Genomic DNA, 24,086 nt, shown 5'->3' on the forward strand with positions numbered 1-24,086 from the left:
AGCTCTTGGCGAGTGCGAGTTCCTCTTCCTTGATGCCACCGAAGGCGAGTATCATCGCGACGTGAAGTACCTTGGGGGACAAGCCCCGAGGCTTCACCGTTTTGTCTGTGTCGTCCAGAAACGGACGGATAGACGCAGGCGAATTTAATTTCCCTTGGATTTCCCATGCTGGGTGGTTTGGAATTAACACCCGAACACCCAGTGTGTCCGTGGGGTCGGGGCCACCACCAGCCCCCGACAACACCCGTCTCACCGCCAACGGCGGGTTTTGAGAGGTGTCGCATTTCCAAACCGCATTTCAGTCAACATTGGATTAAGGTCTTTGACCCGTCTTTGTGGGTTTCTGACTATACCTTTAGTACTATCTTTTGTTTATAAAAATGGGTGTCGGCTTCACCCTGGGGGCTTGACTCCAAGGCACTCGCCTTGCTTATCTGTAAATGGCACAGAACAGCGCGAACGCGCCGACGAGGGTGACGTCGAGCAAGAGCGACTCCAGCGGCCACGCCTGCTGCGACCGCAGTCCGGACGAACATCCCTCTGAACAGATGGATGCCGACGGTCCAGTAGTGTTGCGAGAAATATAGAACGTTCATTAGCAAGTAACTGAGGGTGATTACGACTGCAGCCCCGAGATACGAGTAGCGCGGAATCAAAACGAGGTTGAGCGCGACGTTCACTGTCGCGACGTTCTCGTACATGATGAGTTTCGTCTTTCCGGCCGAGGTCAACGTGTTTCCAGATGGACCAGTGATGGCGTGTGAGAGGAATCCGACCGCGAGGAGTCGGCCAGCAAGGAATCAACGCCGCAGACGACGAACACCTCTGTATCGGCGAGACACCGGACGAACTCGCCCGAGAGGTGGTCGAACTGCTGGAAAACGAAACGCGAGCGAATCGGTCGGCAGGCACGGGCGCGTATCGAGGAGAGATACACGTGGGAACAGATTCGACCCGAACTGGTCGAACACGTCAACGCGATTCTAGACTAGCGGGACGGACCCAGACACGAGATGGTAACCGGTTGGCAGGGATTCTAATTCCATCGCTTACGCTGAATCGCACCTCACCTCCTTTCGTTGCAGAATCAGCGGGCACGATGGGATTCGAACCCACGGCCGTCGGATTAGAAGTCCGACGCTCTATCCAGACTGAGCTACGTGCCCTCGACACGTCGTTGTCGGCGCGTCATCATAAGAGATTGGGATTCTCACCGAGAGCACAGCCCTTAAGCACGGTTCACGAGAAAAACAGAACGATGCGAGTAATCGGAACCGTCGGGCTACCGGGAAGCGGCAAGGGCGAAGCCGCCACGGTCGCAGCGGAGATGGGCGTCCCGGTCGTCACAATGGGCGACGTCATCCGCGATGCGTGTCGCGCGCGGGGTCTCGACCCGGCGGAACACCACGGCGAAATCGCGAAGGCGCTTCGGGAGGAAAACGGCCCCGACGCCATCGCACAGGAGTCACTACCGCAAATCGAAGCCGCACTCACGGAAGCAGACACCGTGCTCGTGGACGGGATTCGCTCCGGCGTGGAAGTCGAACGATTCGAGGACGCCTTCGGCACCGACTTCGTCCTGGTGAGCATCGAGGCACCGTTCGAGGTTCGCGCCGAACGTCTCGGCGCACGGGGACGCGACCACTCCGACGAGAACGAAGAGAGCCTCCGACAGCGCGACGAGCGCGAACTCGGCTTCGGACTCGACCGCGCGATGGCGCGAGCGGACGCCGTCATCGACAACACGGAGTCGCTCGAAGCGTTCCGGGAACAGATTCGCGCGCTCCTCGAAGACGGCCTTTCGGGGCTAGAGAACGGACGAACTGCCGAACAACCATGATTTACAGCATCGACATCCAGGTCACGACACCCGTGAACGACACCGAAATCGAAGCCAGAGTCGCCGATGCTATCGAGAGCATCTTTCCGGGCGCAGAGATAGAATCGAGTCACGGCGAACTGCTCGCCGAAGCCCACAGCGTCGAACACTTCTCGGAACTGCTCCACCGGCAAGCCATCCTCGATACGGCACGCGGCGAGTTCTTCTCCGGGCGAGAAGGAGACACCCTCACGTTCGCGCTGAAAAAGCAAGCCGCCTTCCAGGGCGTCGTCAACTTCGCTGTCGGAAATCCCGACGAACTCGGCGACATCCACGTCCGCATCCGGGTAAGCGACCCCACGGTGGAGGAGTTCATCGACTACCTCGCGCCGCCGACCGAAGACGGAAAGCCGATTACCGATGACAGCGACTGATTACACCACGATTCTGACGACGACGAACAACACGATGACCCCCAGCACGTCACAGGCGTTCGTCACGACAGGGATGACGACGTCGTCCGGGTCGAGTTCGAACCGGTAGGCGGCGTACGTCGCGACGAGCGTAACGAACACGGCGATGAACGCCAGCGCGATACCGCTCGAAAGCGAAACGAGGACGACGGTCGACAGGCCGAGTTCGGTCGTGCCGACCAGCCACGTGAGCACCCACGCACCGACGCCGACCGCGGGGAACACCGTGACCGCGAGTGCCACGGTCGCCACGGCGTTGCCCGAGAGCACGTCGTCCCCCCTGTCGAACGAGAGCGTCCCGAGGTGGAACGCGGTGGAGAGTCTGGCGGCGAGGATGCTCCCGAGGTTCCCCGCCGTGCCGATGGTGACCGGCACGAGTGCGAGGAGCGTCGGGTAGCGAAGCAACGTGCTCTCGAATGACCCGAGGACGAGACCGCTCCCGATTTCGACCACGGTGAGCACGAGCAAGACCGGGAGCATCGCCCGCATGATGGCGCGGACCGTCCAGCGCGTCGGCATCTACCCCCCTCCGAGTGCGAGGACGATTCTGACGGCGAGCAGGAGAAACGAGATGCCGAACACGTCGCCGGTCGTCGTCACCAGCGGCCCGACGAGCGTATCGGGATTCTGGCCGCGCCGGTAGCCCGCGAACACGACGACGACGACGGCCACGGTCAACGCCACGCCCGAGAGCAGACCAGCGATGAGGGCGATAGCGACCAGCGTCGGAAGCGGTGCGACCGGGTCGGCGAGCAGACGAAGCACGGAAAAGGCTACCACCGACGCGAAGAGGCTGGCGAGGATGCCATTCGCTAGCGAGGCCGCTATCGCGGCCCACACACGCTCGTCGTCGGGGACGAACGACGGTTCGACTAACCCCTGGTGGAGACCGGAGGCGAGGCGCGCGCCGAGCGACCCGTAGACGTTCCCACGGGTCGCGAGCAGGGCGGGGACGAGGACGAGCAACCCCTGTACTTCACGGAGTTCGGCGCGCATCCCGCCGAGAACCACGCCCGCGAATAGCCCGCCGACCATGCTCGCGGCCAGCGCCGGGAGGGCCTCGCGATACGCCTCGGCGGCGACTTCCCAGACGGTCATCTATCGGTGGGGTCACGCGCACGGGACAAAAAACCGGTGTGTTGCGGCGGGAGTGGCGTCCCGCGTTCACGAATACGACTCACCAGTCGGGCAGGTGACCGTCGTCGGTATCGAACGGGAGGAGGACGGAAGAATCGAACGGGCGGTCTCGGCGTGTCGGTAGTACGAGTTCTGCTAAGTCGTCTCGCGTGGTCCATCGAACCGAGTCGCCGCCGGTAGCCAAAAATCCGGTACTCTCGGGCGTGAGACGACGAAAACGATCGGGGCGGTACGCTACCCGAACGGGCCCAAGCCGCCGCCACCGCCGCCGCCCTGCATCTTCTTCATCATGCGCTCCATGTCACCGCCCTGTCCCATCCCCTGGAACTGTTTGAGCGTCTGGGACATCATCTTGTGCTGCTGGAGTAGTTCACGGACGCGTTCTTCGTCCTGTCCGCTCCCGCGCGAGATGCGCTGAATCTGGCTCGCACCGATGGAACGTGGGTTTTCGAGTTCGTCTTCGGTCATCGAGTCCATGATGACCTCGAACGAACGCATCCGGTCTTTGGTCACGTCCATCGCGTCGTCCGGAAGTTCGTCCATGATGCCGCCACCGAAGCCGGGAATCATGTCCATCACCTGGTCGAGCGGCCCCATCTTGTTCATCGCGTTCATCTGGTGGCGCATGTCCTTGAGCGTGAACTTCCCCTTCAGCATGTTCTCGGGGTCCCAGTCTTCTTCCTCTTCCTGGGTTTCGGTCATCGCCCGCTCGACGCGTTCGGTGAGCTGTTTCAGGTCGCCCATCCCGAGCAAGCGGGAAATGAAACCGTTAGGCTCGAATCGCTCTACGTCCTGGACCGTCTCACCGGAGCCGAGGAAGGCGATGGACGAGTCCGTCTCGTTGACCGCGGTGAGCGCGCCGCCACCCTTCGCGGTCCCGTCGAGTTTCGTGATGACGACGCCGTCGATGCCGATGGATTCGTCGAACTGCTGGGCCTGGTCTTTCGCGCCCTGTCCGATGGCCGCGTCAAGCACGAGCAGGTTGCGGTCGGGGTCGACGACCGACTCTATCTCTTCGATTTCGTCGATGAGGTCGTCTTCGAGCGCGTGCCGACCGGCGGTGTCCACAATGTGGACGTCCGCGTCTTCGGTCTCTTCTAGTCCCTTCCGGGCGATGTCGACCGGGTCGTCGTTGTCCGGGTCGCCATAGAACTCCACCTCGGCGCGGGCACACATCTCTTTGGCCTGGTCGTAGGCACCCGGACGGAAGGTGTCGGTCTGGACGACGGCGGGGCGAAGGCCCTTCTTCGAGAACCACCACGCCATCTTGGCGGCGGTGGTCGTCTTCCCCGACCCCTGGAGACCGGCGAGGAGAATCGTCTGGTTTTCGAGCGGGATTTCCGTACTCTCGCCGACCAGCGAGACGAGTTCTTCGTAGACGATACTGAGAACGTGGTCGCGGGCCGTCGTTCCGCCTGGCGGTTCTTCGTCGAGTGCTCGCTGTTTGATGGAGTCAGAAAGCTCCATCACGAGGCTCACGTCCACGTCAGCCTGCAACAGCGAGCGCTGGATCTCTTTTACGATCTCCTCGATGTCCTCCTCGGTGACGCGGGATTTCCCGCTCAACTTGTCGAGGGAACCGCGAAGAGAACTGCCGAGATTGTCGAGCACCATCGTTAGGAAGTGTTTGGCTTTCTGGCGGTTTAAAGCCTTTTTCTAGTCGGTTCAGCCACAGCGCCAAGAGTTCATGTCGTCGCTTCCCTCGATGCGGCGTTTCGTTGGGCTGATTTCGTAGTGTGGAACTCGAGGTCCACGTGCGACAAGCTTCAAACCCTCGCGAGACGAATATCCGGAATATGCGACTGTTCGTGAGCATCGACCTGCCGGGCGACCTCGCGGAGGGGGTCAAAGGCGTCCAGGACCGCTTTCGCGACGCATCGGGGCTGAACTTCACCGACCCGACGCAGGCTCACGTGACGCTGCAGTTTCTCGGCGACGTAGATGCCGACCGCCTACCCGCGGTCGAACGGGCGCTCGAATCGGCCGTCGAGGACGTCGATTTCGGCCCCTTTCGGGCGACAGTGGGGGGACTGGGCGTCTTCCCCAGTCTGGACTACATCAGCGTCGTGTGGCTCGGCGTCGAAGAGGGAAGCGAGGAGATGACCTTGCTCCACGACGCGGTCGAATCGCAGACGTATGAACTCGGGTTCGCCCCCGAGGACAACGACTTCGTCCCGCACGTCACCATCGCAAGGATGCAACACGCGGGCGGGAAGGAACTCGTCCAGGAGACCGTCCGGGAACGGGACCCCACGGTGGGCCGAATGCAGGTCGAGGAGATTCGACTGACGAAAAGCGAGTTGACGGCGGACGGTCCGGCGTACTCGACCGTCGCGGCGTTCCCGCTGTGACCCCGGTTGAAAGGAACAAGATTTTAAACGACGCCGGAAAAGTGGCAACCACTATGGGCAAGAAGTCGAAGGCCAAAAAAAAGCGGCTCGCAAAGTTGGAGCGACAGAACAGCCGCGTCCCCGCGTGGGTCATGATGAAGACCGACCGCGACGTGATGCGAAACCCCAAACGCCGAAGCTGGCGACGCAGTGACACGGACGAATAATGAGCACGAGTGATTTCGAGGAGCGGGTCGTGACGGTTCCGCTCCGAGACGTGAAGGCAGAACCGAAACACAAACGCGCCGGAAAGGCGATGAAACTGGTGCGCGGACACCTCGCTCAGCACTTCAAGGTCGACGAGGACGACGTGCGCCTCGACCCCTCGATAAACGAGGCCATCTGGTCGCGCGGTCGCAAGAACCCGCCGCGAAAGCTCCGCGTTCACGCGGCCCGCTTCGAGGAAGAGGGCGAATCTGTCGTCGAGGCGGAGTACGAAGAGTAGAGCGTTGCTTCGTACCGCGTTCAACGGGTCGTCGTACGTCGGTGTCTTCGCTCGCGTCACTGACGAGTATCTTCTGATTCGGCCCGATTTAGACGACGAACTGGTCGAATCGCTTGAAGACGAGTTGGACGCCGAACTCGTCGAAACGACGCTCGGTGGGTCCTCCACCGTCGGTGCGTTGGTCACGGGAAACGAGAACGGCCTACTCGTGAGCAATCGTGTGACCGACCACGAGCGCGAACAGATCGAGGAAGTCGTCGACCTCTCCATAACCGAACTGCCGGGACGAATCAACGCCGCCGGAAACGTCGTGCTGGCGAACGATACCGGGGCGTACGTCCATCCCGACCTCTCACGCGAGGCAGTGCAGGCGGTTTCTGACGGACTCGACGTTCCGGTCGAACGCGGTGAAATCGCCGGCGTTCGGACGGTCGGGACGGCCGCGGTCACGACGAACACCGGCGTCCTCTGTCATCCGAAAGCGACCGACGACGAACTCGACCACCTCGAAGACGTCCTCGGGGTTCCGGCCGACATCGGAACGATCAACTACGGCGGTCCACTCGTCGGGTCCGGACTCCTCGCTAACGCCCACGGCTACGTGGTCGGACAGGAGACGACCGGACCCGAACTCGGACGTATCGAAGACGCACTCGGCTACATCGACTGAGCGTTCCGCGTGGTCGACTCGTTCGCATTTTTCGTCACATCTTTTGGCAGAACGTAAACTAGACGGGCTCTCTGCGGCCGAACCGTGACACGAGAGGGGGTGTTGCAACAGTTGCACCTCGCTTCAGCAGACACATCTTCCAAAACTCCATCAGTCGGGATTCGTCGAGTACGACGCATCACGTGGTCACGTCGAACTCACCCACAGGGCCAGCAGACTCGACATCTACCTGGAAGTCGTTTCCGGACGAGAACTCCCGTGGGCGCAGTTCTATCTCGGGTTGGGTGGCGTCAGTATCGTGCTCATGCTGGCCGTCTGGCTGGAAGCGTTTCCGTTCAGCCTCCTTCCGGACGTTGTCTGGGGGTCGTTCGTCGCCGTCGCACTCCTGGTTTCGGGCGTCGCACACTCGATGTCCCTCCGGTCTGTCCGACTCGGAGACGACGAACCACCAGAGCTACTGAAAGACCAGCGGTAATCGAGCGCGGTGATACTCGACCGGTCTCGACGCTGGGAGGGCTTCTGTCGTCGGTCCGGAACCGTGGGTTACGAGGTGGGATAGTCACACCGGAGCCGAGCGTCGAGGACTTCTGTTCGTCGGCAACGATCCGCGGCCGACGAGCAACCGAGTTAGGAAGATTCTTCCCGCTCGCTCCCGCAGGTGTGCACATGAAAGCGATTACTCGCGGAGCGGAGGTCGACGGACGATGATGGGTGGCGGCAACCAGGAACTCCAGCAGCTTTCCCAGCAACTCCAGCAGTTGGAAGCCGAGAAAGAGGAGTTGGAGGGCGAAATCGAGGAACTGCGCGACGAGAAAACCGAGATGGACGAAGCCATCGAGGCTATCGAGACGCTCGAAACCGACTCCGTCGTACAGGTCCCGCTGGGTGGCGGCGCGTACCTCCGCGCCAGCGTGGAGAACATCGACGAGGTCATCGTGAAACTCGGCGGTGGCTACGCCGCAGAGCAAGACCAGGATGGAGCAATCGAGTCGCTGAAAAACCGAAAGTCCGTCGTCGACGAGCGAATCGAGGGCATTCAGGACGAAATCAGCGAGGTCGAAGACGAGAGCGACCAGCTCGAAGAGCAGGCACGCCAGATGCAACAACAGCAGATGCAACAGCAGATGCAGCAGATGCAGGGGCAACAGGAAGACGAGGACGAGTAACCGGCGATGTTCGACAGTCTGAAGGATAAGCTCAGCGGCTTCCGGAAGGACGTCGAAGAGACGACCGAAGAGAAGGCAGAAGAAGCCGCAGAGTCGGAGGAAATCGAAGATAGCGAGGTCGAGCACGACGAAGCGGAAGTCGAGGCCGAATCCACCGCGGAAGAAGCCGAGAGCGAGGCGTCGGAGACGGAAGCCGGGACGAACGACGGACGCGGCAGCTTCGCGCAGAAAGCGAAGTCGTTCGCTCGCGGTGAAATCGTCATCGAAGAACAGGACGTAGAAGACCCGCTCTGGGAGCTCGAGATGGCGCTCCTCGAAAGCGACGTCGAGATGACCGTCGCACAGGAGATGCTCGAAGGCATTCGAAACGACCTCGTGGGCGCGACGCGGAAGTTCAGCGCCGAGACGGGTGACGTGGTCGAGGAAGCCCTCGCCGACGCCCTGCTGTCGGTCATCAGCGTCGGTCAGTTCGACTTCGACCAGCGAATCGCCGAGGCCGACAAACCGCTCGTCATCATCTTCACCGGCGTCAACGGCGTCGGCAAGACGACGAGCATCGCCAAGATGGCGCGCTACCTCGAAGAGCGGGGCTACTCCTCGGTGCTGGCGAACGGAGACACCTACCGTGCCGGGGCGAACGAGCAGATACAGGTTCACGCCGATTCGCTGGACAAGAAGCTCATCAGCCACGAGCAGGGCGGCGACCCGGCGGCGGTCATCTACGACGCCGTGGAGTACGCCGACGCCCACGACATCGACGTGGTGCTGGGAGACACGGCGGGGCGACTCCACACCAGCGAGGGGCTGATGGACCAGTTGGCGAAAATCGGTCGCGTCGTCGACCCGGACATGACCCTCTTTGTTGACGAGGCCGTGGCCGGACAGGACGCCGTCCAGCGTGCCAAGGAGTTCGACGAGGCCGTCGAAGTCGATGGGTCGATTCTGACCAAGGCGGACGCCGACTCGAAAGGAGGGGCCGCTATCTCCATCGCCCACGTCACGGGCAAGCCCATCCTCTTCCTCGGTGTTGGCCAGGAGTACGACGACTTAGAACGGTTCGACCCCGAAACCCTCGTGGAACGCCTGCTGGGCGACGAGGAGTAACCGACGACACCTTTTTCCACGCGACACAGCGACCGGGACCAGAGAGTGACGCGGCCGCTCCCGAACCAGAGGTGTGACACCGAAACCTCGATTCGCAAAACGACGCGACCACGGTCGAATCGCACAGCCGACACCCCGCGTTCAGGTCGCGCGACGAGGGCAGTTCGCGCCGGGCGCGCGAACTGTCCGAACGACCGGGGAGGGACGGGGACGCCGCGGACGGGCGGCCCCTGCGGTTCGGGCCGCCCGTCCTCGTGCGGGTGCGGTATTGGCACCAGGAAGAGACTCATCATCGCACGAGTGATTCGCAACCCCCAAGACCGCCGGCCGATTTCTGTCGAACGACAGCGAACCGACCGTCCAGCACAATACCCGTGTACGTACTCGAACTCGGCGGCCAAGACGACGAATTCGCAGCCTGTGAGACGGCGAGTGCGGCGACCGGCGTCGAACTCGTCGCGCCCGGACTCGCGCGAGCGACGACCATCACGGAACGAATCGAGAACCTCGCGTACACCCACCGGGCGAGCGAGATGGTGGGAGATACCGACGCCGACGTCGACAGTGCCAGCACGCTGCTCGCTGCTGCGAACGTCGACCGTGCGGGAACGGTCGCCGTGCGCGCGCGGAACGTGCGCGAGACGACCAATATCAGCACGCAGGAGGCAGAGCGCGAACTCGGGCAGGTGCTCGTAGAGCGGGGCTTTTCGGTCGATTTGGACGACCCGGACCACGAACTGCGGGCGATCTTCTCGGCGGACAGATGCATCCTCGGGTGGCTCGAACGCGAGAGCAAGCGAGACTTCGGCACCCGCATGCCGACCGATCGACCGTTCTTCCAGCCGGGGAGCATGCACCCGCTGCTCGCCCGCGCGCTGGCGAACATGGCGGGCGCGCGACCTGGCGCGACCATCCTCGACCCGATGTGCGGGACGGGCGGCGTGCTCATCGAGGCCGCCCTCGTGGGGGCGCGCCCGCTCGGCGTCGACGCACAGGCGAAGATGGCTCGCGGGGCGGCGAAGAACCTCGCACACTACGCTCCCGATGACGATTTTGCGACGGTTCGCGGCGACGCGACACATCTCCCGTTTCCCGACGATTCCATCGACGGGGTGGTGTTCGACGCGCCGTACGGCAGGCAGTCGAAGATTGCCAACCTCGAACTTCCGGACCTCGTCTCGGGTGCGCTCGCGGAAGCACACCGCGTCGCGTCTCGCGCGGTGGTCGTCGGCGACCGCCCGTGGACGGCAGAGGCCCGGGACGCGGGGTGGACCGTCGAATGCGAGTTCGAGCGCCGCGTCCATCAGTCACTTGTCAGACATATCGTCGTACTAGACCGGCAAGAACAATAGGAATCGAGTGAGAACGCTCGTCTATGGAGCAGTATCTCAGGCTGGTGGAGAACGTACTCCGAGATGGGGAGTACAAGCCCAATCGAACCGGTGTGGATACGATTTCGACGTTCAGTCAGCACTACGAAATCGACCTGCAGGAGGGCTTTCCACTCCTGACGACGAAACAGATGGACGGCTTTCGCTGGGATTCGATGCTGCACGAACTCCTCTGGTATCTCTCCGGCGAGGAACACGTCCGCAACCTGCGCGAGAAGACGGGTATCTGGGACGAGTGGGCCGACGAAGACGGCAACCTCGACACCGCTTACGGTCGCTTCTGGCGGCGGTTCCCGGTTCCCGAGGAGGGACTGCCGGGCGAGTCGTGGCCCGAAGACGGCCACCGGTGGCTGAACGACGAGGGGACCTTCGACCAGATACAGTACGTCGTCGACGGCCTGCGCGAGAATCCGAACTCGCGGCGATTCGTCGTCTCCGCGTGGCATCCCGCCAACGCCGCCGTCTCGACGCTTCCGCCCTGCCACTACACGTTCGTCGTGAACGTCCAGGGCGAGACGCTGAACCTCCATCTCACGCAGCGGTCGGGCGACGTGGCGCTCGGCATCCCATTCAACATCGCGGCGTACGCCCTGCTGGCGACCGTCCTCGCGCGCCAGACCAACTTCGAGGTTGGGAAGTTCGCCCACACCATCGTGGACGCACACATCTACTGCGGCGAGGGTGAACGTGGAGAGTGGTATCGTGACAACCTCGGCGACCTGCAGGCGCGACTTGCCGCCGTGGGCTCGAAAGCGGAGTTCGAGGAAGTGCGCGAGTGGCTCGAATCCGAGGCACCCGCCGAGAACGAAGACGACTTCGACCACGTGCCGGGACTCCTGACCCAGCTCGCGCGCGAGCCGAAATCGAGACCCGAAATCGAAATCGGCGCGGACTCGCTGGACGAGTTGACCTACGAAGACATCGCGCTCCGGGAGTACGACGCCCACCCCGGCATCCGATTCCGGGTGGCCGAGTGACGCGTCTCGTCTTCGTCGCCGCCGTCGCGGAGAACGGCGTCATCGGACGCGACGGCGGCATGCCGTGGCACTACCCCGATGACCTGCGTCACTTCAAGGAGACGACGATGGGGCATCCGGTCGTCATGGGTCGGACGACGTACGAGAGCATCGCGGCCAGAATCGACGGCCCCTTGCCGGGGCGGACGAACGTCGTGCTCAGTCGGTCGAATCCGGACCTACCGGACGAGGTGGTGCTGGTTCACGGCGTCAAGGAAGCGCTCGACGCCGTCGCGGAACTGGACGATGTCGCCTTCGTCGTCGGCGGCGCGACGGTCTACGAGCAGTTCCTTCCCCACGCCGACGAGATGATGCTGACCGAAATTCACGAAGAGTACAAGGGCGACACGCACTTTCCGGAGTGGAACGCGGAGGAGTGGCGAGAAGTCGAACGCGACGAGTACGGCGAGTTCGATTTCGTCCGGTACGAACGCCGGTAGTTCGTCGGTCTTCGTGGTCTGCTGTGTCTACGTTCTGTCCCACACCCACTCGACGCGAGGGTTCGCCCACGCCAGCACCGTGCCGACGAGCAACGCGACGACAAAGGACCCGAGTGCCATCGGCCGTTTCGCGGTCACACTCGGTACTTCGAACACCATCCAGAGCACGGCCGCGGTGAGCCACGCCGTGATGGTGAAGGTGAACACCTGACCGTAACTGATGGGAAGTCGGTCCGTGGCGACGAGCAGACCGACGAGGGTGCCCGGCGAGTACCAGAGGAGGGCAGTCTGCCAGAGTGACGGGTCGTCGACGAGGAAGGGAGAGAGCGCGCTCATCGGAAGCGTGAAGAGCAGGGCGCTTCCGACGACGATGCCTACCTGTTCGAATCGGTCGGAGAGGGACATTGGTTCGACCTGACCATCAAATGGCAAATCCGTATTTTTCGGGTGCTCAGCCCGGCGCTGCGGGCGGCCCGAGTGAGACGAGATAGACGATGCCGCCGACGACGATACTCGCCAGGAAGCTCACGACGACGTGGATGAAGGTGACGAAGCCCGCAGTGCGCCACTTCAACCGGTAGACGATGTGAAAGATAGTCAGGTCGAGTGCAAGCGCGAGGAGGAGGACGGCGGGCGGGAAGTACCGCTGGAGGAGAAACGGGAGCGCCGCGAGTGGGAGGCCGACCGCCAGCGCGCGCGTGAACGGCACGCTCCCGAGGACATTGCGCGCGGCGACGTGACCGGTCAGCGTGAGAAAGGCCGCGAGGAGGAGATACGTTCCAACGATAGGCGTCAGGTCACCCAGCAGTGCCATACTCGTTGGTCGAAAGCGAGAGTCTTGGGTGTGCCGATTATTCCAGCAGACCGAGTTCTTCGAGACGTGAGACGATCTTGTCGACTGCCTGCTCTGCGTCTTCGGGTTTCTTCCCACCGGTGATGACGAGTTTGCCGGAGCCAAACAGCAAGGCGACGACTTCGGGTTCGTCGAGACGGTAGACGAGGCCGGGGAACTGCTCGGGTTCGTACTCGATGTTCTCCAGACCGAGGCCGATAGCGATAGCGTTGAGATTGAGGTTGCGGCCGAGGTCCGCACTGGTGACGATGTTCTGGACGACGATTTCGGGATTTTCGTTGACCTCGATGTTCAGGTCACGTAGTTTGTCGAAGACGATTTCGAGACTCTCGTGGACGTCGGCAGTACTCTTCGCGCCAGTGCAGACGATTTTTCCGGAGCGGAAGATGAGTGCGGCCGATTTGGGGTTCTGAGTGCGGTAGACGAGTCCGGGGAACTGCTCCGGGTCGTAATCCGCACCTTCCAGGTCCATAGCGACACTCTGAAGGTCGAGTTCCTGCCCAATTCCCGTCGAAGCGACCACGTTTTCAATGTTGATGGTTTCCTTGGGGTCGGTCATAGCGCGACTTAAATGTCGTATTTAAGGTTTATAAAGGTTGGTAGTCCTTACTGACACGTCTCAGATGGTCTTTATGAACGCTCTTCGTGCGAATTTCGTGAACACCGATTCGCCGAGCACACGGAGAGATAACAGTTCACACAGCCTCCGACGCCCGGTTCTTCAGATTCGGATGGCGCAGACCTTAACAGTACGCCGCCCCAATCGACTGACAATGACCGACGAGCGAAGTCACAAGTTCTCCGAAGGGGAGGGCTTCGACGACCCGTACGAAGGGTTCGACCTGGACCCGCCGGAACTCGAAGTGAACCCGGACGAGGTAGACCCCGTCGATTCGCGTGTCGTCACCGATATGCTAGACCAGCAGGCGATGCCTCGCGACCGCGTGTCCGTCAAAGACCTCGTCGAAGTCGGCCTGAGTTACATGCAGATCAACCGCTTCGAACAGGCGACCGAGACGTTCGAGCGCGCGGCCCGCTTCGCCGAGGAAGATTCGCTGGAAGCCCAGGAAGCATGGGTGAACAAGGGTGCGGCACACGGCCAACTCGAGGAGTGGGACGAAGCAATCGGCTCGTACCGCGAAGCCCTGCGAATCGACGACGACAGCGAACACGCCGCGACTGCGGAGACGAATCTGGCCTACGCCCTCTGGGAGTCCGGACAGACCGAACAGGCGCTCGAACACTCCGAACGCGCGGTCGAAATCGACCAGCGATTCCCCCAGGCGTGGTTCAACCGCGGCTTCTTCCTGCTCGAACGCGGCCTCGCCGAGGACGCCCTGAACTGTCTCGACAACGCGATTCGACTCGGCTTCCGGAACGCGCAGGTCGTCGAGGAGAAGGCTCGCGCACTGGAACAGCTGGGCGAAGACGAAGAGGCAGAACGACTCGCAGAGGAGGCCGAGGAGATGCGGAGGGAGGCAGAACAAGAGCTGATTCAGGAATGATACTTCGGGAGCGCGAAACAAAAGAGGGGTTGTTGGTCGCCGTCTGCGACGACGACGTGCTCGGCGAGACGTTCGAAGCAGAGGACGTGTCGCTCACCGTCACCGAGGAGTTCTACGCCGGCGACGAGGTAGACGAGGGCGAGGTCGTCGACAGCCTCGCACGCGCCAGCGTCGCGAACATCGTCGGCACCGACGCCGTGACGCTCGCGATCAAGGAAGGTTTCGTAGACGAATCGAACGTGCTCGACCTCGATTCGACGCGGCACGCACAGTTCTTGCGGATGTAGTCTCCCCGAACCCGCTCGGTGAGGAGAGTACGTCCCTGCGACCTACGGTCGGTCTGGACCGGTGAGATGATAGAGCAGTTCGTACTCGCCGACGTTCCGTTCGTCTTCGAGGGTTTCGGCCATCACTCGCTTGTGCTCCTGGTCTATCTCGTGTGTCGAGTTCTCGAAAGCCTCGTACGCACGCCGTGCGTCTTCGGACTCCATGTAGTACACCAGAAAGTCGCCCTCGTCCGTTCGCTCGACGAAGGCGGATTCGCTGTACATCCCCTCGCTCTCGTACGTCTCGACGGTTTCGTCCTCGCGCCGCCGAATCTCGGCCATCCACTCCTTCAATCGCTGCGTCTTTCCCGGTTTTATTTTCCGTTTCGTCAATACGACGTCGACCATGGCAGAGTCGATACGAGCACGTCATATATACATAGCGAGACGACAGAAAGTTCCGGATCCGGAGACGAAGAGACAGTGATTAATCGAGGAACGCCGGGACGTTCACCGTGACCAGACCGAGTAACGAAACCACGGCGAGGGCGCTGCCCACGGTCGTCAGCCCCGTGTCGAACGCGAAGGCGAGGACGGTGTGAAAGACACCGACGAACGCGAGACCGAGAAAGAGCAGACTCGCACCGAGTCGTCGCTTCGAGACCATACGAACTCGTAGGGGCGGAGTCACTTAAGCCACACCACCGGTAGCGTAACTGGTTTCGGTTTCGCTCGGCTCGGCCGACCGAAGGAGTGTTTTGACTCCAACACCAATCGAACCGTAATGGCAACCCAACGATCAGACGCGCTGGACGTGGCGCACATCCGGGAGGACTTTCCGATTCTCCAGCGGGAGTTCGACGGGACGCAGTTGGTGTATCTCGACAACGCGGCGACGACCCAGACGCCCGAACCGGTCGTCGAAACCATCTGTGAGTACTACCGCAACTACAACGCGAACGTCCACCGCGGCATCCACCAGTTGAGTCAGGAGGCGTCCATCGCCTACGAGGAGGCCCACGACCGCCTCGCCGAGTTCATCGGTGCGAGCGGCGGACGCGAGGAGATGGTGTTCACCAAGAACACGACCGAATCGGAGAACCTCGTCGCCTACGCCTGGGGACTCTCCGAACTCGGGCCGGGCGACGAAGTCGTCCTGACCGAGATGGAACACCACGCCTCGCTAGTGACCTGGCAGCAACTCGGCAAGAAGACCGGCGCGGACGTGAAGTACATCCCCATCGACGAGCAGGGGTATCTCGACATGGACGCCGCGCGGGAGATGATCACCGACGACACGAAGATGGTGAGCGTCGTCCACGTCTCGAACACGCTCGGGACGACGAACCCGGTCGGTGAACTCGCGGACATCGCACACGACCACGACGCCTACATCTTCGTCGACGGGGCGCAGGCGGTACCGAACCGGCCCGTGGACGTCGAAGCCATCGACGCCGACTTCTACGCCTTCTCCGGGCACAAGATGGCCGGGCCGACCGGCATCGGCGGCCTGTACGGCAAGAAACACATCCTGGAAGAGATGGAGCCTTATCTCTACGGTGGCGATATGATTCGCAAGGTGACCTACGAGGACGCGACGTGGGAAGACTTGCCCTGGAAGTTCGAGGCCGGAACGCCGAACATCGCGCAGGGCATCGCGCTAGCCGCCGCGGTGGACTATCTGGAGGACATTGGCATGGAGCGCATCCAGCGCCACGAGGAGCAACTCGCGGAGTACGCCTACGACCGCCTGACCGAAGAGGGCGACGTGGAGATTTACGGCCCGCCGGGCGACGACCGGGGCGGTCTCGTCTCGTTCAACGTCGACAGCGTCCACGCCCACGACCTCTCGAGCATCGTCAACGACCACGCAGTCGCCATCCGGGCGGGCGACCACTGCACCCAGCCACTCCACGACAAACTCGGCGTCGCGGCCTCGGCGCGGGCGTCCTTCTACATCTACAACACCCGCGAGGAGGTCGACAAACTGGTCGAGGCCGTCAACGACGCCCGGCAGTTGTTCGCGCAGTAGCGCCCTTTTTGATTTACTTCTGGAAATCCACCTTTCGATAGTTACGACTCTGCACACGACCAAAAGTCAGACGACTTTTCTAATAACGCTAACAAAACAGAGTCAGAGACGAATGACGACACAGAACCTTTCGGAAGCAGTCCGACCCCGAGCGAAGACCTACTTCGAAGACGTCGCTCCCGCACACGACTGGCATCACGTCCAGCGAGTCGCCACCCTCGCGGAAACGCTCGTCTCGGAGTACGACGCGGACGAAACGGTTCTGTTCACGGCGGTCTGGCTCCACGACGTCGGCCGCGGGCGAGAAGACCGGGGGGAGATAGACGACCACGCAGAGTGGGGTGCGAAGGAGGCGGGGCGAATCCTCGCCGAGTACGACGTGTCCGATTCGGAAATCGAAGCCGTCCAACACTGCATCCGGGCGCATCGCTTCTCGAACGACGTGGAACCCGAGACGCTGGAGGCGAAACTGCTCTCGGACGCGGACAATCTCGACGCCCTCGGTGCGGTCGGAATCGCCCGGAACTTCTGTTTCAGCGGCGAACACGACCAGCCACTCCACGACCCCGACCTGCCGCTGGACGCGGACGACACACCCGCAGGCGCGACGGCTATCAACCACTTCCACAAGAAGATTTTGCGGCTTCCCAGGCGGATGTACACCGATGCAGGGCGTCGACTGGCCGACGAGCGTGGAGTGTTCGTCCAGCAGTTCCTCGAACGGTTTGAGCGCGAGGTGGCTGGCGAGCGCTGATCGTACCTCCTCCAGCACTCGGCAGTCGTCGCCTTCCACTACGACCACGGCATCGACCTGGCCGAACACACCCTCTGGGAACTGGACTGGCTCCTCGAAAACGAGCCTCGAATCGCGTCAGACGACCCGCTGCTTGTCGAGTACGCCATCGAGCTCGAAGACGACGAACTTTGACTCACCGTGGACGGCGACCTGACCGTCACCGTCCAGAAGTGAAAATTGCCCAACAGAACCTGCGTTCGGCTAGCGCGTTTACAGAACTGTAATTCTGCTAATATATATTGGAAGAAGACGCCTGTTCTATCGTATGCACTCCGTGTTCGAAAATTGGGCGTTCGCCCGCATCTTCGCGGGGCGGTTGATAACGAACGCGGGCGACAGTATCTACGCCGTCGCGGCGATGTGGCTCGCGTTCGAACTCGGTGGGTCGTCGTTCTACACCGGACTGGCTGGCTTTCTGACTATGCTCCCACAGACGCTCCAGTTTCTCGTCGGCCCGTTCGTCGACCGGTGGCAGCTCAGACGAATCCTGGTCGCGACGCAGGTCGCCCAGGGCGTGCTCGTCCTCTCTATCCCGCTCGCCGCCGCGATGGGGTGGCTCTCGGTCTGGGTCGTACTCGTCGTGATGCCCGTCGTCTCGCTCCTGAACCAGTTCGTCTACCCGGCACAACAGGCCGCACTGCCCCGCATCGTGGAGAAAGAGGAACTCGTCGAGGCCAACTCGGCGTTCTCGTTCGCCTACCAGGGCGTCGATTTCGCCTTCACCGCGCTCGGCGGCGTCTTAGTCGCGCTGGTCGGTGCGGTGTCGCTCTACCTCGTCGATTCGGTGACGTTCGCCGCCGCCGCACTCGTCTTTTTCACCGTCCGCGTCCCGCCCGCCGACCGACCGGACGAAGGGGAGAGTGTCACCTCCGCCGTGGACGACTATCTCACACAACTACGGGAGGGGATTCGGTACGTCCGGAGCTCGGTGCTCGTCTGGCTTCTCGCCGCCAGCCTCGTCGTCAACTTCACCGTCGGCATCATGATGTCGGTGCTCCCGGCCTACGCGCAATCGTTCGGCGGGCCCGACGCGTACGGGTTCATGTTGGCCGCCGTCGTCGGCGGGATGCTCGTCGGATCGCTGGCGGCGACACCGCTGAAGCGGTTCTCGCTCTCTACGCTGAGCGTCGCCGGGTTCGCCTTCGGCGGTATCGTGTGGCTCGCCGCAGTCGCGGTTGGGTGGTTTCCCGCGACGGTGGGGTTGTTTTTCCTCGCGTGGATTCCGGTCGGCGCGACGAACGTCATCTTCGCCGCGATGATACAGCTGGTCGTCCCCGAAGCCCTCATGGGACGCGTCGCGTCCGTGAACGCCAGCGCCTCTGCGGGTGCGATGCCCGTCGGTGCACTGCTCGGCGGCATCGCCGGCGACGCCTTCGGGAGTGGGCTCGTCGTGACCAGTGCCGGCTTCGGATTCGTCTTCCTCTCGCTGTACTGGTTGGCCCATCCCTTGCTCCGGAGCCTCTCGGCGGTCGAAGACATCGAGGGAGAGCGGTACGGACTGGCTCGCCCGGCACGGACAGAATCGTCGGAATCCTTTTAGGCGGGACTCTCGTAGCCAGATTCAACGATGAGCATGGGTTCGGACATGTACCGGCAGCAGATTCTCGACCACTACCGGAACCCGCGAAACTACGGTGAACTGGACGAACCAAGCTTCACCCACGAGGGAGTCAACCCCTCCTGTGGCGACGAACTCGAATTCGACGTGGTTCTCGGAGACGACGGCGACACCATCGAGCGAGTCGCGTTCCGGGGCGACGGCTGTGCCATCAGTCAGGCCAGCGCGAGTATGCTCTCCCAGAAGCTCCCGGGGATGACGCTCGCCGAAGTCGAAAAACTGGACAGAGACGACGTCATCGACATGCTCGGTGTGGAGATCAGCCCGATGCGGGTGAAATGCGCGGTGCTCGCCGAGAAGGTCGTCCAGGACGGAGCGGAAATCTACGAAGGAGAGAAGCAACTTGACCAGACGACGACCGAAGACTAACCGCTCTTTTCGAGGTACAGTTTCGAGGTGAAGAGTCAAGGTGGAGAGTCCTCGGCGGTGTGACCCAGCCGACAGCGGACCCGATTATTTCCGTTCGGGTTTGCGCTGTACATCCCGACCGAGGGCTTTTGCGATGGCGAGCATGAAGCCCAGTCCGGTCTGAACCTCCGGGTCACGGAGCGCACGGAACATGCCGACCATGCCGACTTGCTCCGGCGGCGATTCGGGGTCGCTAGCGTCACCGACCGCGTGCAACAGCGTCTCCATCCCCCGAATCGTATCGGGGTCGGACGCCGTGTCTGCGACTTCGCCGAGCGAGCTACCAGCACCGACCAGCGTCGCGACCATCTCGTCGTCGAGCGCGCCCGACACCAGCGAGATGAGGTCGGCGAGTTGGCCGAGTTCGTCCAACGTGCCGCTCTCTTGCAGACGTACGAGCGTTTGCATGGCGTCGGCGAGTTCCGCGCCGTTCTGACCGACCGATTCGGACAGTTCGACGGTCTCCTGCGTCGCGAGGCCGTCTGCGGCCTCCGCGAGGGTTCCCGCCGTTCCGGCGAGCTCTGCGACCATTTGGTCGTCGAGGGCGGAGGTTCCGACGTCAACCGCGTCGAGGACGCCGTTTACCAGCCCGAGTCGTTCCATCAGGCGGGCGACTTCCTCGGGATTCTCGGCGATTGCCTCTTCGAGGGCATCTCGAGCCTCTGTTTCTGTGGTCTGTTCTGGCATCTCTGTCACCTCACAGGAGTCCCCGTGCGGTCAGCCAGTAGGACTCGTTGTACGAGAGCTTCGCCCAGTGGACGAACTTCGAGGGGTCTCGCACGGTCGGCTGTCGGCCGTACTCGAACTCGACGAAGGTCGCTTCGTCCATGCCGGATTCGATGAAACAGACCGTCTTGCCGTCGAATCTGGCGGTCGGGGTGTGCCCCCGGACCTGACTGGCGAGACGGTCGGAGACGACGCCCGCCGCGTAGTGGGCGACGCTTCCGGCCTTGCTCGTCGGAACGTCGGCGGTGTCACCGATGGCGTAGACGTCCTCCGCGTCGTTCGCTTCGAGCGTCTCCTTGTCGACAGACACCCAGCCGTCGTCGCCGAGTCCGGCCTCCTTGATGAGGTCGTCGCCGCTGTGGGGCGGGATGGCGACCAGCAGATCGTAGTCCATCTCCGAACCTTCCATCGTCCGGATGACCTTCGAATCGGGGTCGACCTCGTCGACGTTGAAGAACGTCTCGACGTTGATGTCCCGCTTTTCGAGTTCCGGCGTCGCCCACTCGGCGATGGATTCGAGCCCGTGGGCGCGTCCGATGGGGTAGGTGTAGGTCAACTCGACGTCCTCGCGCCGACCCTGCTTGCGGAGCCAGTCGTCGGCCATGAAGACGAATTCCAGCGGAGCGGCCGGGCACATGTGAGGCACGCCGATGACGCTGAGTACGAGGTGTCCCTCGTCGAACTCGGCCATGGCGTCGCGCAGCGCCTCCGCTCCTTCGGGGCCGTAGAAGTGGTGGCCGCCCTCTTTGAGGCCGGGCACCTCTTCAGGCGTGAGCGTGGCACCGGTCGCGAGCACGAGGTGGTCGTAATCGAGCGTCTCGTGGCCGTCCTGACACTGGAGGCGCTTTGCGTCCGTGTCGATATCCACGACGCGGTTGATGCGAAGCTCGACGCGCCTGTCCAGCAGTTCAGACACTGGCCGACTGGCCTCGTCGACCTCCCGTTCCCCGAACGGAACGTAGAGGTACATGGGCTTGTACACGTGGTTCGGGTCGTCGGTGACGAGGGTAACCGCGACCTCGCCCGCGTCGATTTCCGAGTCGAGTTTGTCTGCGAGTCGGTTGGCGAGGACCGTGCCGCCGGTTCCGCCACCGACGATGGCGATTCGTTTCATGCTTTCTTTACGTAGAGGCTCGAGTAGTCACCGTGGTCGACGGTGTCGACCATCTCGTGACCGGCTTTCTCGACCCACTCCGGGACGTCCTTTTTCGACCCGCCGTCTTCGGTCTGCAGTTCGACGACGGTGCCGGAGTCGACACTCTTTATTTTCCCGATGAGGTCCATCAGGGGACCGGGGCAGGTCGCTCCACGTGCGTCGATCGTTACGTCAGCTTCGATTTTGGATTCGCTCATTGTAATCACCTTGTTGTATTTTTAGACGAACATCACGTTCTTGTCCTGTGCCATCTCGAGGAACCCGGCGACACCGAGGTCGTCGTCGAAGATATCGACGTAGTCGTCGAGGGTGTTCCCGAGCATGTCCATCGCCATCGTGCAGGCGTAGACGGACAGGGGACCGAGTTCTTTTGCCTGTTCGAGCTGCTCGGTGAACAGGGGGACGTGGACTTCGGTCGCGTTCATCATCGCCTCGGCGACGCGTCCGCCTTTGAAGTCCATGTTCTCGACGGCCTCTTTCTCGAAGGGGTTGAGACCGTTCATCGTGACGAAGATATCGACCGGGATGTCGGACGCCGCAGCGACCGACCCAATGATACTCGCAGCCTGAATCTTCTCGATGTCCTCGGAGGCAAGGACGATTGCAAAGCCATTCATGAGTTTTTCACATGTATCGATACGTACCTTGTAGATATAGTATTGTGAGCCTATTCCAAGATTGTGAGAATTATGCCGTGTGTCCCCATTAGTCACGCTCCGTGAGTAGTCGTGGCGATGCAGTCGACCCCCCTTAGTAGAAACGAGGCAAGCGAGGTTATTCAGCGTTGTGGTGACGAGAAGGGGGAGGTCTGCTCGATAGAAAGGTCATACTCTTGGGAAACGAAGTGAACGAGACGAACTGTTATTCGGGTTTCAGTCCGCTGTCCTGCACGCGCATGACAGCCTCGCCGTCCGCGAGGTTCGGTGCGTCCACGAGACGGACGATACGCTTGTCACCCTTCGATTTGCGGAGGTACATCCGGAACGTCGATTTGTGACCGAGGATGTTGCCACCGATGGGCTGGGTCGGGTCGCCGAAGAACGAATCGGGGTTCGAAGAGACCTGATTCGTTACGACGATAGCGGTGTTGTACAGGTTGCCGACCTTGTCGATGTCGTGGAGGTGTTTGTTCAGCTTCTGCTGGCGTTCGGCGAGTTGGCCACGACCGACGTATTCGGCGCGGAAGTGAGCCGTGAGACTGTCCACACAGAGCAGGCGAACGGGCCACTCGCTGTCTTCGTGTTCGCCGGCGAGTTCCTGGGCCTTCTCCGCGAGGAGCATTTGGTGGTTGGAGTTGAACGCCTTGGCGACGTGAATCTTGTCGAGGAAGTCGGCGACGAGTTCCTCCATCGCGTCGTCGTCGTCGGGCGAGCCTTCGATTTCGCGGTCGTCCATCGTCGCCTGGATTGCTTCCTCCGGCAGCCCGCGAACCATGTCGTCGATACGCTCCGGGCGGAACGTGTCCTCGCTGTCGATGAAGATGGTGCTACCGCCGAGACCGCCCTGTTCGCTGGGGAGTTGTACGTTCACCGCGAGCTGGTGGGTGACCTGCGATTTCCCGGCACCGAACTCACCGTAGACTTCGGTGATAGACTGCGTTTCGACGCCGCCACCGAGGAGGTCGTCCACCTCGTCGATCTGCCAGCTGAGTTTGCCGATTCGCTCACGTCGTTCGAGCACCTGCGAGCCGGTTTCGAACCCACCGATGTCGGCCTCTTTGCGCGCGGCCTGAATGATATCGGCGGCGGTGCTCTCACCGACGTCGGCAGTGTTGCCGAGCTCACCGGGACTCGCCACTGCGAGGCTCTGGTACGATTCGAATCCTGCGTCACGGAGTTTCTCTGCCGTTGCTGGGCCAACACCCGGTAGTGCTTCGAGGTCTACGTCTGCCATCGTACTCGCTTCTTGTGCGTCCCATCATATAAAGCTCCGTTAACAGCAGAGTGAAAGTGAAAATGGACGACTGCGGAGAGGTGGTCGAATCGAAATAGCAGGGTTTAGATAGGAAGGGTCGGGAGCGTGGTGACTAGTCCCACGGGTGGTCGCCGGCGCGGTCGGGCCAGAGGGGATACCAGTACTCCTTGTCGGGTTCGATTTCGAGTTCGCCGTCCAGGTTGCTCTCCAGTTTGAACTCCGCGGCCGAATCGCGTTCGTGGCCGGATTTCGGCGCGAAGGGGTAGTACGCACCCCGGCGGAACGAGTACACCCAGTAGGCGTAGTCGCCGTTCTGCTGGAAGCCAAAGAGCGCGGCGAGCAGTCGCGACCCGTAGCCTTGCTCGACGAACGTGTCGGCGGCGAAGTGGAGGCTCGTCACGAGGTCTTCGAAGTCGTCGTCTTCGAGGACGACCCACGAGTAGCCGTGGGTGTCCACGTGCGCCCACGCGTCGGTTCCAGTTTCCTCCTTTCCGGCTTCGAGGATGGTGTGTACCTCGTCCACCGCCTCGCGGAAGTCCGTGCTATCGACCTGTGAGAAACAGAGGGCGGCCATGCCGACCGGTTCGTACCCGAGGTTTGCTTCCATCGTGACGTAGGCCGTGCTCATGCCGAAGAGGTCTTCGGGGTCGGCGTCGCGTCCGGCGTCCGCTTCGGCCCGGATGCCGAGCACTTCGCGGAGTCCGTCCAGCAGTCCCATATCGGGGATACGAGCGCAAGGGGAAAAAGGAGGTCGGTCGTTA

At 62.1% G+C, this 24,086-nt stretch carries 34 protein-coding genes, 1 tRNA gene and 2 pseudogenes; 20 read left to right on the forward strand and 17 right to left on the reverse strand.

Annotated elements, in window-relative coordinates; genetic code table 11:
• Nucleotides 1–347: 347 nt before the first annotated feature.
• The 3 genes from ACR3FF_RS09315 to ACR3FF_RS09325 all read right to left on the reverse strand — a co-directional run bounded on the left by ACR3FF_RS09315 (nucleotide 348) and on the right by ACR3FF_RS09325 (nucleotide 1,166).
• Nucleotides 348–701: a hypothetical protein gene (locus ACR3FF_RS09315; RefSeq protein ID WP_458187737.1), complete on the reverse strand. Its 354-nt coding sequence runs from the start codon at nucleotides 699–701 to the stop codon at nucleotides 348–350.
• A 26-nt stretch (nucleotides 702–727) separates the two neighbouring features.
• Complete coding sequence (locus ACR3FF_RS09320) at nucleotides 728–937, reverse strand: hypothetical protein (RefSeq protein WP_458187738.1); 210 nt, start codon at nucleotides 935–937, stop codon at nucleotides 728–730.
• 154 nt (nucleotides 938–1,091) lie between these two features.
• Nucleotides 1,092–1,166, reverse strand: a tRNA-Arg gene (locus ACR3FF_RS09325).
• Between the two features lie 92 nt (nucleotides 1,167–1,258).
• On the opposite strand from ACR3FF_RS09325, the gene ACR3FF_RS09330 reads away from it, so the two are divergent.
• Nucleotides 1,259–1,840, forward strand: coding sequence for an AAA family ATPase (locus tag ACR3FF_RS09330; protein ID WP_458187739.1), 582 nt, complete (start codon nucleotides 1,259–1,261; stop codon nucleotides 1,838–1,840).
• Nucleotides 1,837–2,253 carry an RNA-binding domain-containing protein gene (locus ACR3FF_RS09335; RefSeq protein ID WP_458187740.1) on the forward strand — a complete coding sequence of 139 codons (417 nt, stop codon included), beginning with the start codon at nucleotides 1,837–1,839 and terminating at the stop codon, nucleotides 2,251–2,253. Before ACR3FF_RS09330 ends, ACR3FF_RS09335 begins: the two co-directional genes overlap by 4 nt.
• On the opposite strand, the gene ACR3FF_RS09340 is transcribed toward ACR3FF_RS09335, so the two are convergent.
• From ACR3FF_RS09340 to ACR3FF_RS09350, 3 genes are all read right to left on the reverse strand, one after another.
• Nucleotides 2,254–2,811 carry a magnesium transporter gene (locus ACR3FF_RS09340; RefSeq protein WP_458187741.1) on the reverse strand — a complete coding sequence of 186 codons (558 nt, stop codon included), beginning with the start codon at nucleotides 2,809–2,811 and terminating at the stop codon, nucleotides 2,254–2,256.
• Nucleotides 2,812–3,390, reverse strand: a complete 579-nt coding sequence (locus ACR3FF_RS09345; protein ID WP_458187742.1) for a magnesium transporter — start codon at nucleotides 3,388–3,390, stop codon at nucleotides 2,812–2,814.
• 273 nt (nucleotides 3,391–3,663) lie between these two features.
• On the reverse strand, nucleotides 3,664–5,043 hold the full coding sequence (locus tag ACR3FF_RS09350; RefSeq protein ID WP_458187743.1) for a signal recognition particle protein Srp54: 1,380 nt from the start codon (nucleotides 5,041–5,043) through the stop codon (nucleotides 3,664–3,666).
• Nucleotides 5,044–5,225: 182 nt separating this feature from the next.
• Between ACR3FF_RS09350 and thpR the strand changes: the two genes are divergently transcribed.
• The 11 genes and pseudogenes from thpR to ACR3FF_RS09405 all read left to right on the forward strand — a co-directional run bounded on the left by thpR (nucleotide 5,226) and on the right by ACR3FF_RS09405 (nucleotide 12,051).
• Nucleotides 5,226–5,780, forward strand: coding sequence for an RNA 2',3'-cyclic phosphodiesterase (gene thpR, locus ACR3FF_RS09355; RefSeq protein ID WP_458187744.1), 555 nt, complete (start codon nucleotides 5,226–5,228; stop codon nucleotides 5,778–5,780).
• Between the two features lie 53 nt (nucleotides 5,781–5,833).
• Nucleotides 5,834–5,986, forward strand: coding sequence for a 50S ribosomal protein L39e (locus ACR3FF_RS09360; RefSeq protein WP_458187745.1), 153 nt, complete (start codon nucleotides 5,834–5,836; stop codon nucleotides 5,984–5,986).
• Complete coding sequence (locus ACR3FF_RS09365; protein ID WP_458187746.1) at nucleotides 5,986–6,264, forward strand: 50S ribosomal protein L31e; 279 nt, start codon at nucleotides 5,986–5,988, stop codon at nucleotides 6,262–6,264. The genes ACR3FF_RS09360 and ACR3FF_RS09365 overlap by 1 nt, the downstream gene beginning before the upstream one ends.
• 4 nt (nucleotides 6,265–6,268) lie before the next feature.
• Complete coding sequence (locus tag ACR3FF_RS09370; RefSeq protein ID WP_458187747.1) at nucleotides 6,269–6,934, forward strand: translation initiation factor IF-6; 666 nt, start codon at nucleotides 6,269–6,271, stop codon at nucleotides 6,932–6,934.
• Between the two features lie 127 nt (nucleotides 6,935–7,061).
• Nucleotides 7,062–7,118 (forward strand): annotated as a pseudogene (locus ACR3FF_RS09375) (hypothetical protein); the annotation flags it as partial.
• Nucleotides 7,119–7,232: 114 nt separating this feature from the next.
• Entirely contained in the window at nucleotides 7,233–7,409 is a 177-nt protein-coding gene (locus ACR3FF_RS09380; protein ID WP_458187748.1) for a hypothetical protein, read from the forward strand.
• 232 nt (nucleotides 7,410–7,641) lie between these two features.
• A complete protein-coding gene (pfdA, locus tag ACR3FF_RS09385; RefSeq protein WP_458187790.1) occupies nucleotides 7,642–8,100 on the forward strand; it encodes a prefoldin subunit alpha in 459 nt (152 codons plus the stop codon).
• A gap of 6 nt (nucleotides 8,101–8,106) precedes the next feature.
• Nucleotides 8,107–9,204, forward strand: coding sequence for a signal recognition particle-docking protein FtsY (gene ftsY, locus ACR3FF_RS09390; RefSeq protein WP_458187749.1), 1,098 nt, complete (start codon nucleotides 8,107–8,109; stop codon nucleotides 9,202–9,204).
• 374 nt (nucleotides 9,205–9,578) lie between these two features.
• The gene (locus ACR3FF_RS09395) at nucleotides 9,579–10,556 is read left to right on the forward strand and encodes a methyltransferase domain-containing protein (RefSeq protein ID WP_458187750.1); all 978 of its coding nucleotides are present in this window, start codon (nucleotides 9,579–9,581) and stop codon (nucleotides 10,554–10,556) included.
• A 23-nt stretch (nucleotides 10,557–10,579) separates the two neighbouring features.
• A complete protein-coding gene (gene thyA / locus ACR3FF_RS09400) occupies nucleotides 10,580–11,572 on the forward strand; it encodes a thymidylate synthase (RefSeq protein WP_458187751.1) in 993 nt (330 codons plus the stop codon).
• Nucleotides 11,569–12,051: a dihydrofolate reductase gene (locus ACR3FF_RS09405; protein ID WP_458187752.1), complete on the forward strand. Its 483-nt coding sequence runs from the start codon at nucleotides 11,569–11,571 to the stop codon at nucleotides 12,049–12,051. Before thyA ends, ACR3FF_RS09405 begins: the two co-directional genes overlap by 4 nt.
• 27 nt (nucleotides 12,052–12,078) lie before the next feature.
• Here ACR3FF_RS09405 and ACR3FF_RS09410 read toward each other — a convergent pair whose 3' ends face one another.
• The 3 genes from ACR3FF_RS09410 to ACR3FF_RS09420 are packed head-to-tail and all read right to left on the reverse strand — an operon-like array spanning nucleotide 12,079 to nucleotide 13,463.
• Nucleotides 12,079–12,456 (reverse strand): hypothetical protein, encoded by a 378-nt coding sequence (locus tag ACR3FF_RS09410; RefSeq protein WP_458187753.1) that lies wholly within the window; start codon nucleotides 12,454–12,456, stop codon nucleotides 12,079–12,081.
• 46 nt (nucleotides 12,457–12,502) lie between these two features.
• Entirely contained in the window at nucleotides 12,503–12,865 is a 363-nt protein-coding gene (locus ACR3FF_RS09415) for a DUF7473 family protein (protein WP_458187754.1), read from the reverse strand.
• Nucleotides 12,866–12,902: 37 nt separating this feature from the next.
• Complete coding sequence (locus ACR3FF_RS09420; RefSeq protein ID WP_458187755.1) at nucleotides 12,903–13,463, reverse strand: TATA-box-binding protein; 561 nt, start codon at nucleotides 13,461–13,463, stop codon at nucleotides 12,903–12,905.
• Nucleotides 13,464–13,677: 214 nt separating this feature from the next.
• Here ACR3FF_RS09420 and ACR3FF_RS09425 point away from each other — a divergent pair, with 214 nt between their 5' ends.
• Together ACR3FF_RS09425 and ACR3FF_RS09430 are read left to right on the forward strand one after the other, a co-directional pair.
• Complete coding sequence (locus ACR3FF_RS09425; RefSeq protein ID WP_458187756.1) at nucleotides 13,678–14,409, forward strand: tetratricopeptide repeat protein; 732 nt, start codon at nucleotides 13,678–13,680, stop codon at nucleotides 14,407–14,409.
• Nucleotides 14,406–14,696: a DUF424 domain-containing protein gene (locus ACR3FF_RS09430; protein ID WP_458187757.1), complete on the forward strand. Its 291-nt coding sequence runs from the start codon at nucleotides 14,406–14,408 to the stop codon at nucleotides 14,694–14,696. The genes ACR3FF_RS09425 and ACR3FF_RS09430 overlap by 4 nt, the downstream gene beginning before the upstream one ends.
• A gap of 42 nt (nucleotides 14,697–14,738) precedes the next feature.
• Here ACR3FF_RS09430 and ACR3FF_RS09435 read toward each other — a convergent pair whose 3' ends face one another.
• The gene (locus tag ACR3FF_RS09435) at nucleotides 14,739–15,083 is read right to left on the reverse strand and encodes a DUF6176 family protein (RefSeq protein WP_458187758.1); all 345 of its coding nucleotides are present in this window, start codon (nucleotides 15,081–15,083) and stop codon (nucleotides 14,739–14,741) included.
• Between the two features lie 79 nt (nucleotides 15,084–15,162).
• Nucleotides 15,163–15,342, reverse strand: a complete 180-nt coding sequence (locus tag ACR3FF_RS09440; protein ID WP_458187759.1) for a hypothetical protein — start codon at nucleotides 15,340–15,342, stop codon at nucleotides 15,163–15,165.
• Between the two features lie 117 nt (nucleotides 15,343–15,459).
• Between ACR3FF_RS09440 and ACR3FF_RS09445 the strand changes: the two genes are divergently transcribed.
• The 5 genes and pseudogenes from ACR3FF_RS09445 to ACR3FF_RS09465 all read left to right on the forward strand — a co-directional run bounded on the left by ACR3FF_RS09445 (nucleotide 15,460) and on the right by ACR3FF_RS09465 (nucleotide 19,490).
• Nucleotides 15,460–16,707 (forward strand): aminotransferase class V-fold PLP-dependent enzyme, encoded by a 1,248-nt coding sequence (locus ACR3FF_RS09445; RefSeq protein ID WP_458187760.1) that lies wholly within the window; start codon nucleotides 15,460–15,462, stop codon nucleotides 16,705–16,707.
• Nucleotides 16,708–16,819: 112 nt separating this feature from the next.
• Nucleotides 16,820–17,461, forward strand: a complete 642-nt coding sequence (locus ACR3FF_RS09450) for an HD domain-containing protein (protein ID WP_458187761.1) — start codon at nucleotides 16,820–16,822, stop codon at nucleotides 17,459–17,461.
• Nucleotides 17,462–17,479: 18 nt separating this feature from the next.
• Nucleotides 17,480–17,635 (forward strand): annotated as a pseudogene (locus tag ACR3FF_RS09455) (DUF7351 domain-containing protein); the annotation flags it as partial.
• Nucleotides 17,636–17,768: 133 nt separating this feature from the next.
• On the forward strand, nucleotides 17,769–19,043 hold the full coding sequence (locus ACR3FF_RS09460; protein ID WP_458187762.1) for an MFS transporter: 1,275 nt from the start codon (nucleotides 17,769–17,771) through the stop codon (nucleotides 19,041–19,043).
• 27 nt (nucleotides 19,044–19,070) lie between these two features.
• Nucleotides 19,071–19,490, forward strand: a complete 420-nt coding sequence (locus ACR3FF_RS09465; RefSeq protein WP_458187763.1) for an iron-sulfur cluster assembly scaffold protein — start codon at nucleotides 19,071–19,073, stop codon at nucleotides 19,488–19,490.
• Nucleotides 19,491–19,574: 84 nt separating this feature from the next.
• Here ACR3FF_RS09465 and ACR3FF_RS09470 read toward each other — a convergent pair whose 3' ends face one another.
• The 6 genes from ACR3FF_RS09470 to pspAB form a co-directional block, all read right to left on the reverse strand.
• Nucleotides 19,575–20,216, reverse strand: a complete 642-nt coding sequence (locus tag ACR3FF_RS09470; RefSeq protein WP_458187764.1) for a helical membrane plugin domain-containing protein — start codon at nucleotides 20,214–20,216, stop codon at nucleotides 19,575–19,577.
• A gap of 10 nt (nucleotides 20,217–20,226) precedes the next feature.
• Nucleotides 20,227–21,369: an NAD(P)/FAD-dependent oxidoreductase gene (locus ACR3FF_RS09475; protein ID WP_458187765.1), complete on the reverse strand. Its 1,143-nt coding sequence runs from the start codon at nucleotides 21,367–21,369 to the stop codon at nucleotides 20,227–20,229.
• Complete coding sequence (locus ACR3FF_RS09480; RefSeq protein ID WP_458187766.1) at nucleotides 21,366–21,608, reverse strand: sulfurtransferase TusA family protein; 243 nt, start codon at nucleotides 21,606–21,608, stop codon at nucleotides 21,366–21,368. The genes ACR3FF_RS09475 and ACR3FF_RS09480 overlap by 4 nt, the downstream gene beginning before the upstream one ends.
• Nucleotides 21,609–21,629: 21 nt before the next feature.
• Entirely contained in the window at nucleotides 21,630–22,028 is a 399-nt protein-coding gene (locus ACR3FF_RS09485; protein ID WP_458187767.1) for a DsrE/DsrF/DrsH-like family protein, read from the reverse strand.
• 244 nt (nucleotides 22,029–22,272) lie between these two features.
• The gene (radA, locus tag ACR3FF_RS09490; protein ID WP_458187768.1) at nucleotides 22,273–23,304 is read right to left on the reverse strand and encodes a DNA repair and recombination protein RadA; all 1,032 of its coding nucleotides are present in this window, start codon (nucleotides 23,302–23,304) and stop codon (nucleotides 22,273–22,275) included.
• 133 nt (nucleotides 23,305–23,437) lie between these two features.
• Nucleotides 23,438–24,043, reverse strand: coding sequence for a PspA-associated protein PspAB (gene pspAB / locus ACR3FF_RS09495; RefSeq protein ID WP_458187769.1), 606 nt, complete (start codon nucleotides 24,041–24,043; stop codon nucleotides 23,438–23,440).
• Nucleotides 24,044–24,086 lie beyond the last annotated feature (43 nt).

The sequence above is a fragment of the Haladaptatus ordinarius genome (assembly GCF_054177595.1).

What these genes read in the sequence shown, in the direction of transcription:
- ACR3FF_RS09315 (WP_458187737.1), bottom strand. Translation starts at nt 701, where the DNA reads ATGTACGAGAACGTCGCGACAGTGAACGTCGCGCTCAACCTCGTTTTG.
- ACR3FF_RS09330 (WP_458187739.1), top strand. Translation starts at nt 1,259, where the DNA reads ATGCGAGTAATCGGAACCGTCGGGCTACCGGGAAGCGGCAAGGGCGAA.
- ACR3FF_RS09335 (WP_458187740.1), top strand. Translation starts at nt 1,837, where the DNA reads ATGATTTACAGCATCGACATCCAGGTCACGACACCCGTGAACGACACC.
- ACR3FF_RS09340 (WP_458187741.1), bottom strand. Translation starts at nt 2,811, where the DNA reads ATGCCGACGCGCTGGACGGTCCGCGCCATCATGCGGGCGATGCTCCCG.
- ACR3FF_RS09345 (WP_458187742.1), bottom strand. Translation starts at nt 3,390, where the DNA reads ATGACCGTCTGGGAAGTCGCCGCCGAGGCGTATCGCGAGGCCCTCCCG.
- ACR3FF_RS09350 (WP_458187743.1), bottom strand. Translation starts at nt 5,043, where the DNA reads ATGGTGCTCGACAATCTCGGCAGTTCTCTTCGCGGTTCCCTCGACAAG.
- thpR (WP_458187744.1), top strand. Translation starts at nt 5,226, where the DNA reads ATGCGACTGTTCGTGAGCATCGACCTGCCGGGCGACCTCGCGGAGGGG.
- ACR3FF_RS09360 (WP_458187745.1), top strand. Translation starts at nt 5,834, where the DNA reads ATGGGCAAGAAGTCGAAGGCCAAAAAAAAGCGGCTCGCAAAGTTGGAG.
- ACR3FF_RS09365 (WP_458187746.1), top strand. Translation starts at nt 5,986, where the DNA reads ATGAGCACGAGTGATTTCGAGGAGCGGGTCGTGACGGTTCCGCTCCGA.
- pfdA (WP_458187790.1), top strand. Translation starts at nt 7,642, where the DNA reads ATGGGTGGCGGCAACCAGGAACTCCAGCAGCTTTCCCAGCAACTCCAG.
- ftsY (WP_458187749.1), top strand. Translation starts at nt 8,107, where the DNA reads ATGTTCGACAGTCTGAAGGATAAGCTCAGCGGCTTCCGGAAGGACGTC.
- thyA (WP_458187751.1), top strand. Translation starts at nt 10,580, where the DNA reads ATGGAGCAGTATCTCAGGCTGGTGGAGAACGTACTCCGAGATGGGGAG.
- ACR3FF_RS09410 (WP_458187753.1), bottom strand. Translation starts at nt 12,456, where the DNA reads ATGTCCCTCTCCGACCGATTCGAACAGGTAGGCATCGTCGTCGGAAGC.
- ACR3FF_RS09415 (WP_458187754.1), bottom strand. Translation starts at nt 12,865, where the DNA reads ATGGCACTGCTGGGTGACCTGACGCCTATCGTTGGAACGTATCTCCTC.
- ACR3FF_RS09420 (WP_458187755.1), bottom strand. Translation starts at nt 13,463, where the DNA reads ATGACCGACCCCAAGGAAACCATCAACATTGAAAACGTGGTCGCTTCG.
- ACR3FF_RS09425 (WP_458187756.1), top strand. Translation starts at nt 13,678, where the DNA reads ATGACCGACGAGCGAAGTCACAAGTTCTCCGAAGGGGAGGGCTTCGAC.
- ACR3FF_RS09430 (WP_458187757.1), top strand. Translation starts at nt 14,406, where the DNA reads ATGATACTTCGGGAGCGCGAAACAAAAGAGGGGTTGTTGGTCGCCGTC.
- ACR3FF_RS09435 (WP_458187758.1), bottom strand. Translation starts at nt 15,083, where the DNA reads ATGGTCGACGTCGTATTGACGAAACGGAAAATAAAACCGGGAAAGACG.
- ACR3FF_RS09440 (WP_458187759.1), bottom strand. Translation starts at nt 15,342, where the DNA reads ATGGTCTCGAAGCGACGACTCGGTGCGAGTCTGCTCTTTCTCGGTCTC.
- ACR3FF_RS09445 (WP_458187760.1), top strand. Translation starts at nt 15,460, where the DNA reads ATGGCAACCCAACGATCAGACGCGCTGGACGTGGCGCACATCCGGGAG.
- ACR3FF_RS09450 (WP_458187761.1), top strand. Translation starts at nt 16,820, where the DNA reads ATGACGACACAGAACCTTTCGGAAGCAGTCCGACCCCGAGCGAAGACC.
- ACR3FF_RS09460 (WP_458187762.1), top strand. Translation starts at nt 17,769, where the DNA reads ATGCACTCCGTGTTCGAAAATTGGGCGTTCGCCCGCATCTTCGCGGGG.
- ACR3FF_RS09465 (WP_458187763.1), top strand. Translation starts at nt 19,071, where the DNA reads ATGAGCATGGGTTCGGACATGTACCGGCAGCAGATTCTCGACCACTAC.
- ACR3FF_RS09470 (WP_458187764.1), bottom strand. Translation starts at nt 20,216, where the DNA reads ATGCCAGAACAGACCACAGAAACAGAGGCTCGAGATGCCCTCGAAGAG.
- ACR3FF_RS09475 (WP_458187765.1), bottom strand. Translation starts at nt 21,369, where the DNA reads ATGAAACGAATCGCCATCGTCGGTGGCGGAACCGGCGGCACGGTCCTC.
- ACR3FF_RS09480 (WP_458187766.1), bottom strand. Translation starts at nt 21,608, where the DNA reads ATGAGCGAATCCAAAATCGAAGCTGACGTAACGATCGACGCACGTGGA.
- ACR3FF_RS09485 (WP_458187767.1), bottom strand. Translation starts at nt 22,028, where the DNA reads ATGAATGGCTTTGCAATCGTCCTTGCCTCCGAGGACATCGAGAAGATT.
- radA (WP_458187768.1), bottom strand. Translation starts at nt 23,304, where the DNA reads ATGGCAGACGTAGACCTCGAAGCACTACCGGGTGTTGGCCCAGCAACG.
- pspAB (WP_458187769.1), bottom strand. Translation starts at nt 24,043, where the DNA reads ATGGGACTGCTGGACGGACTCCGCGAAGTGCTCGGCATCCGGGCCGAA.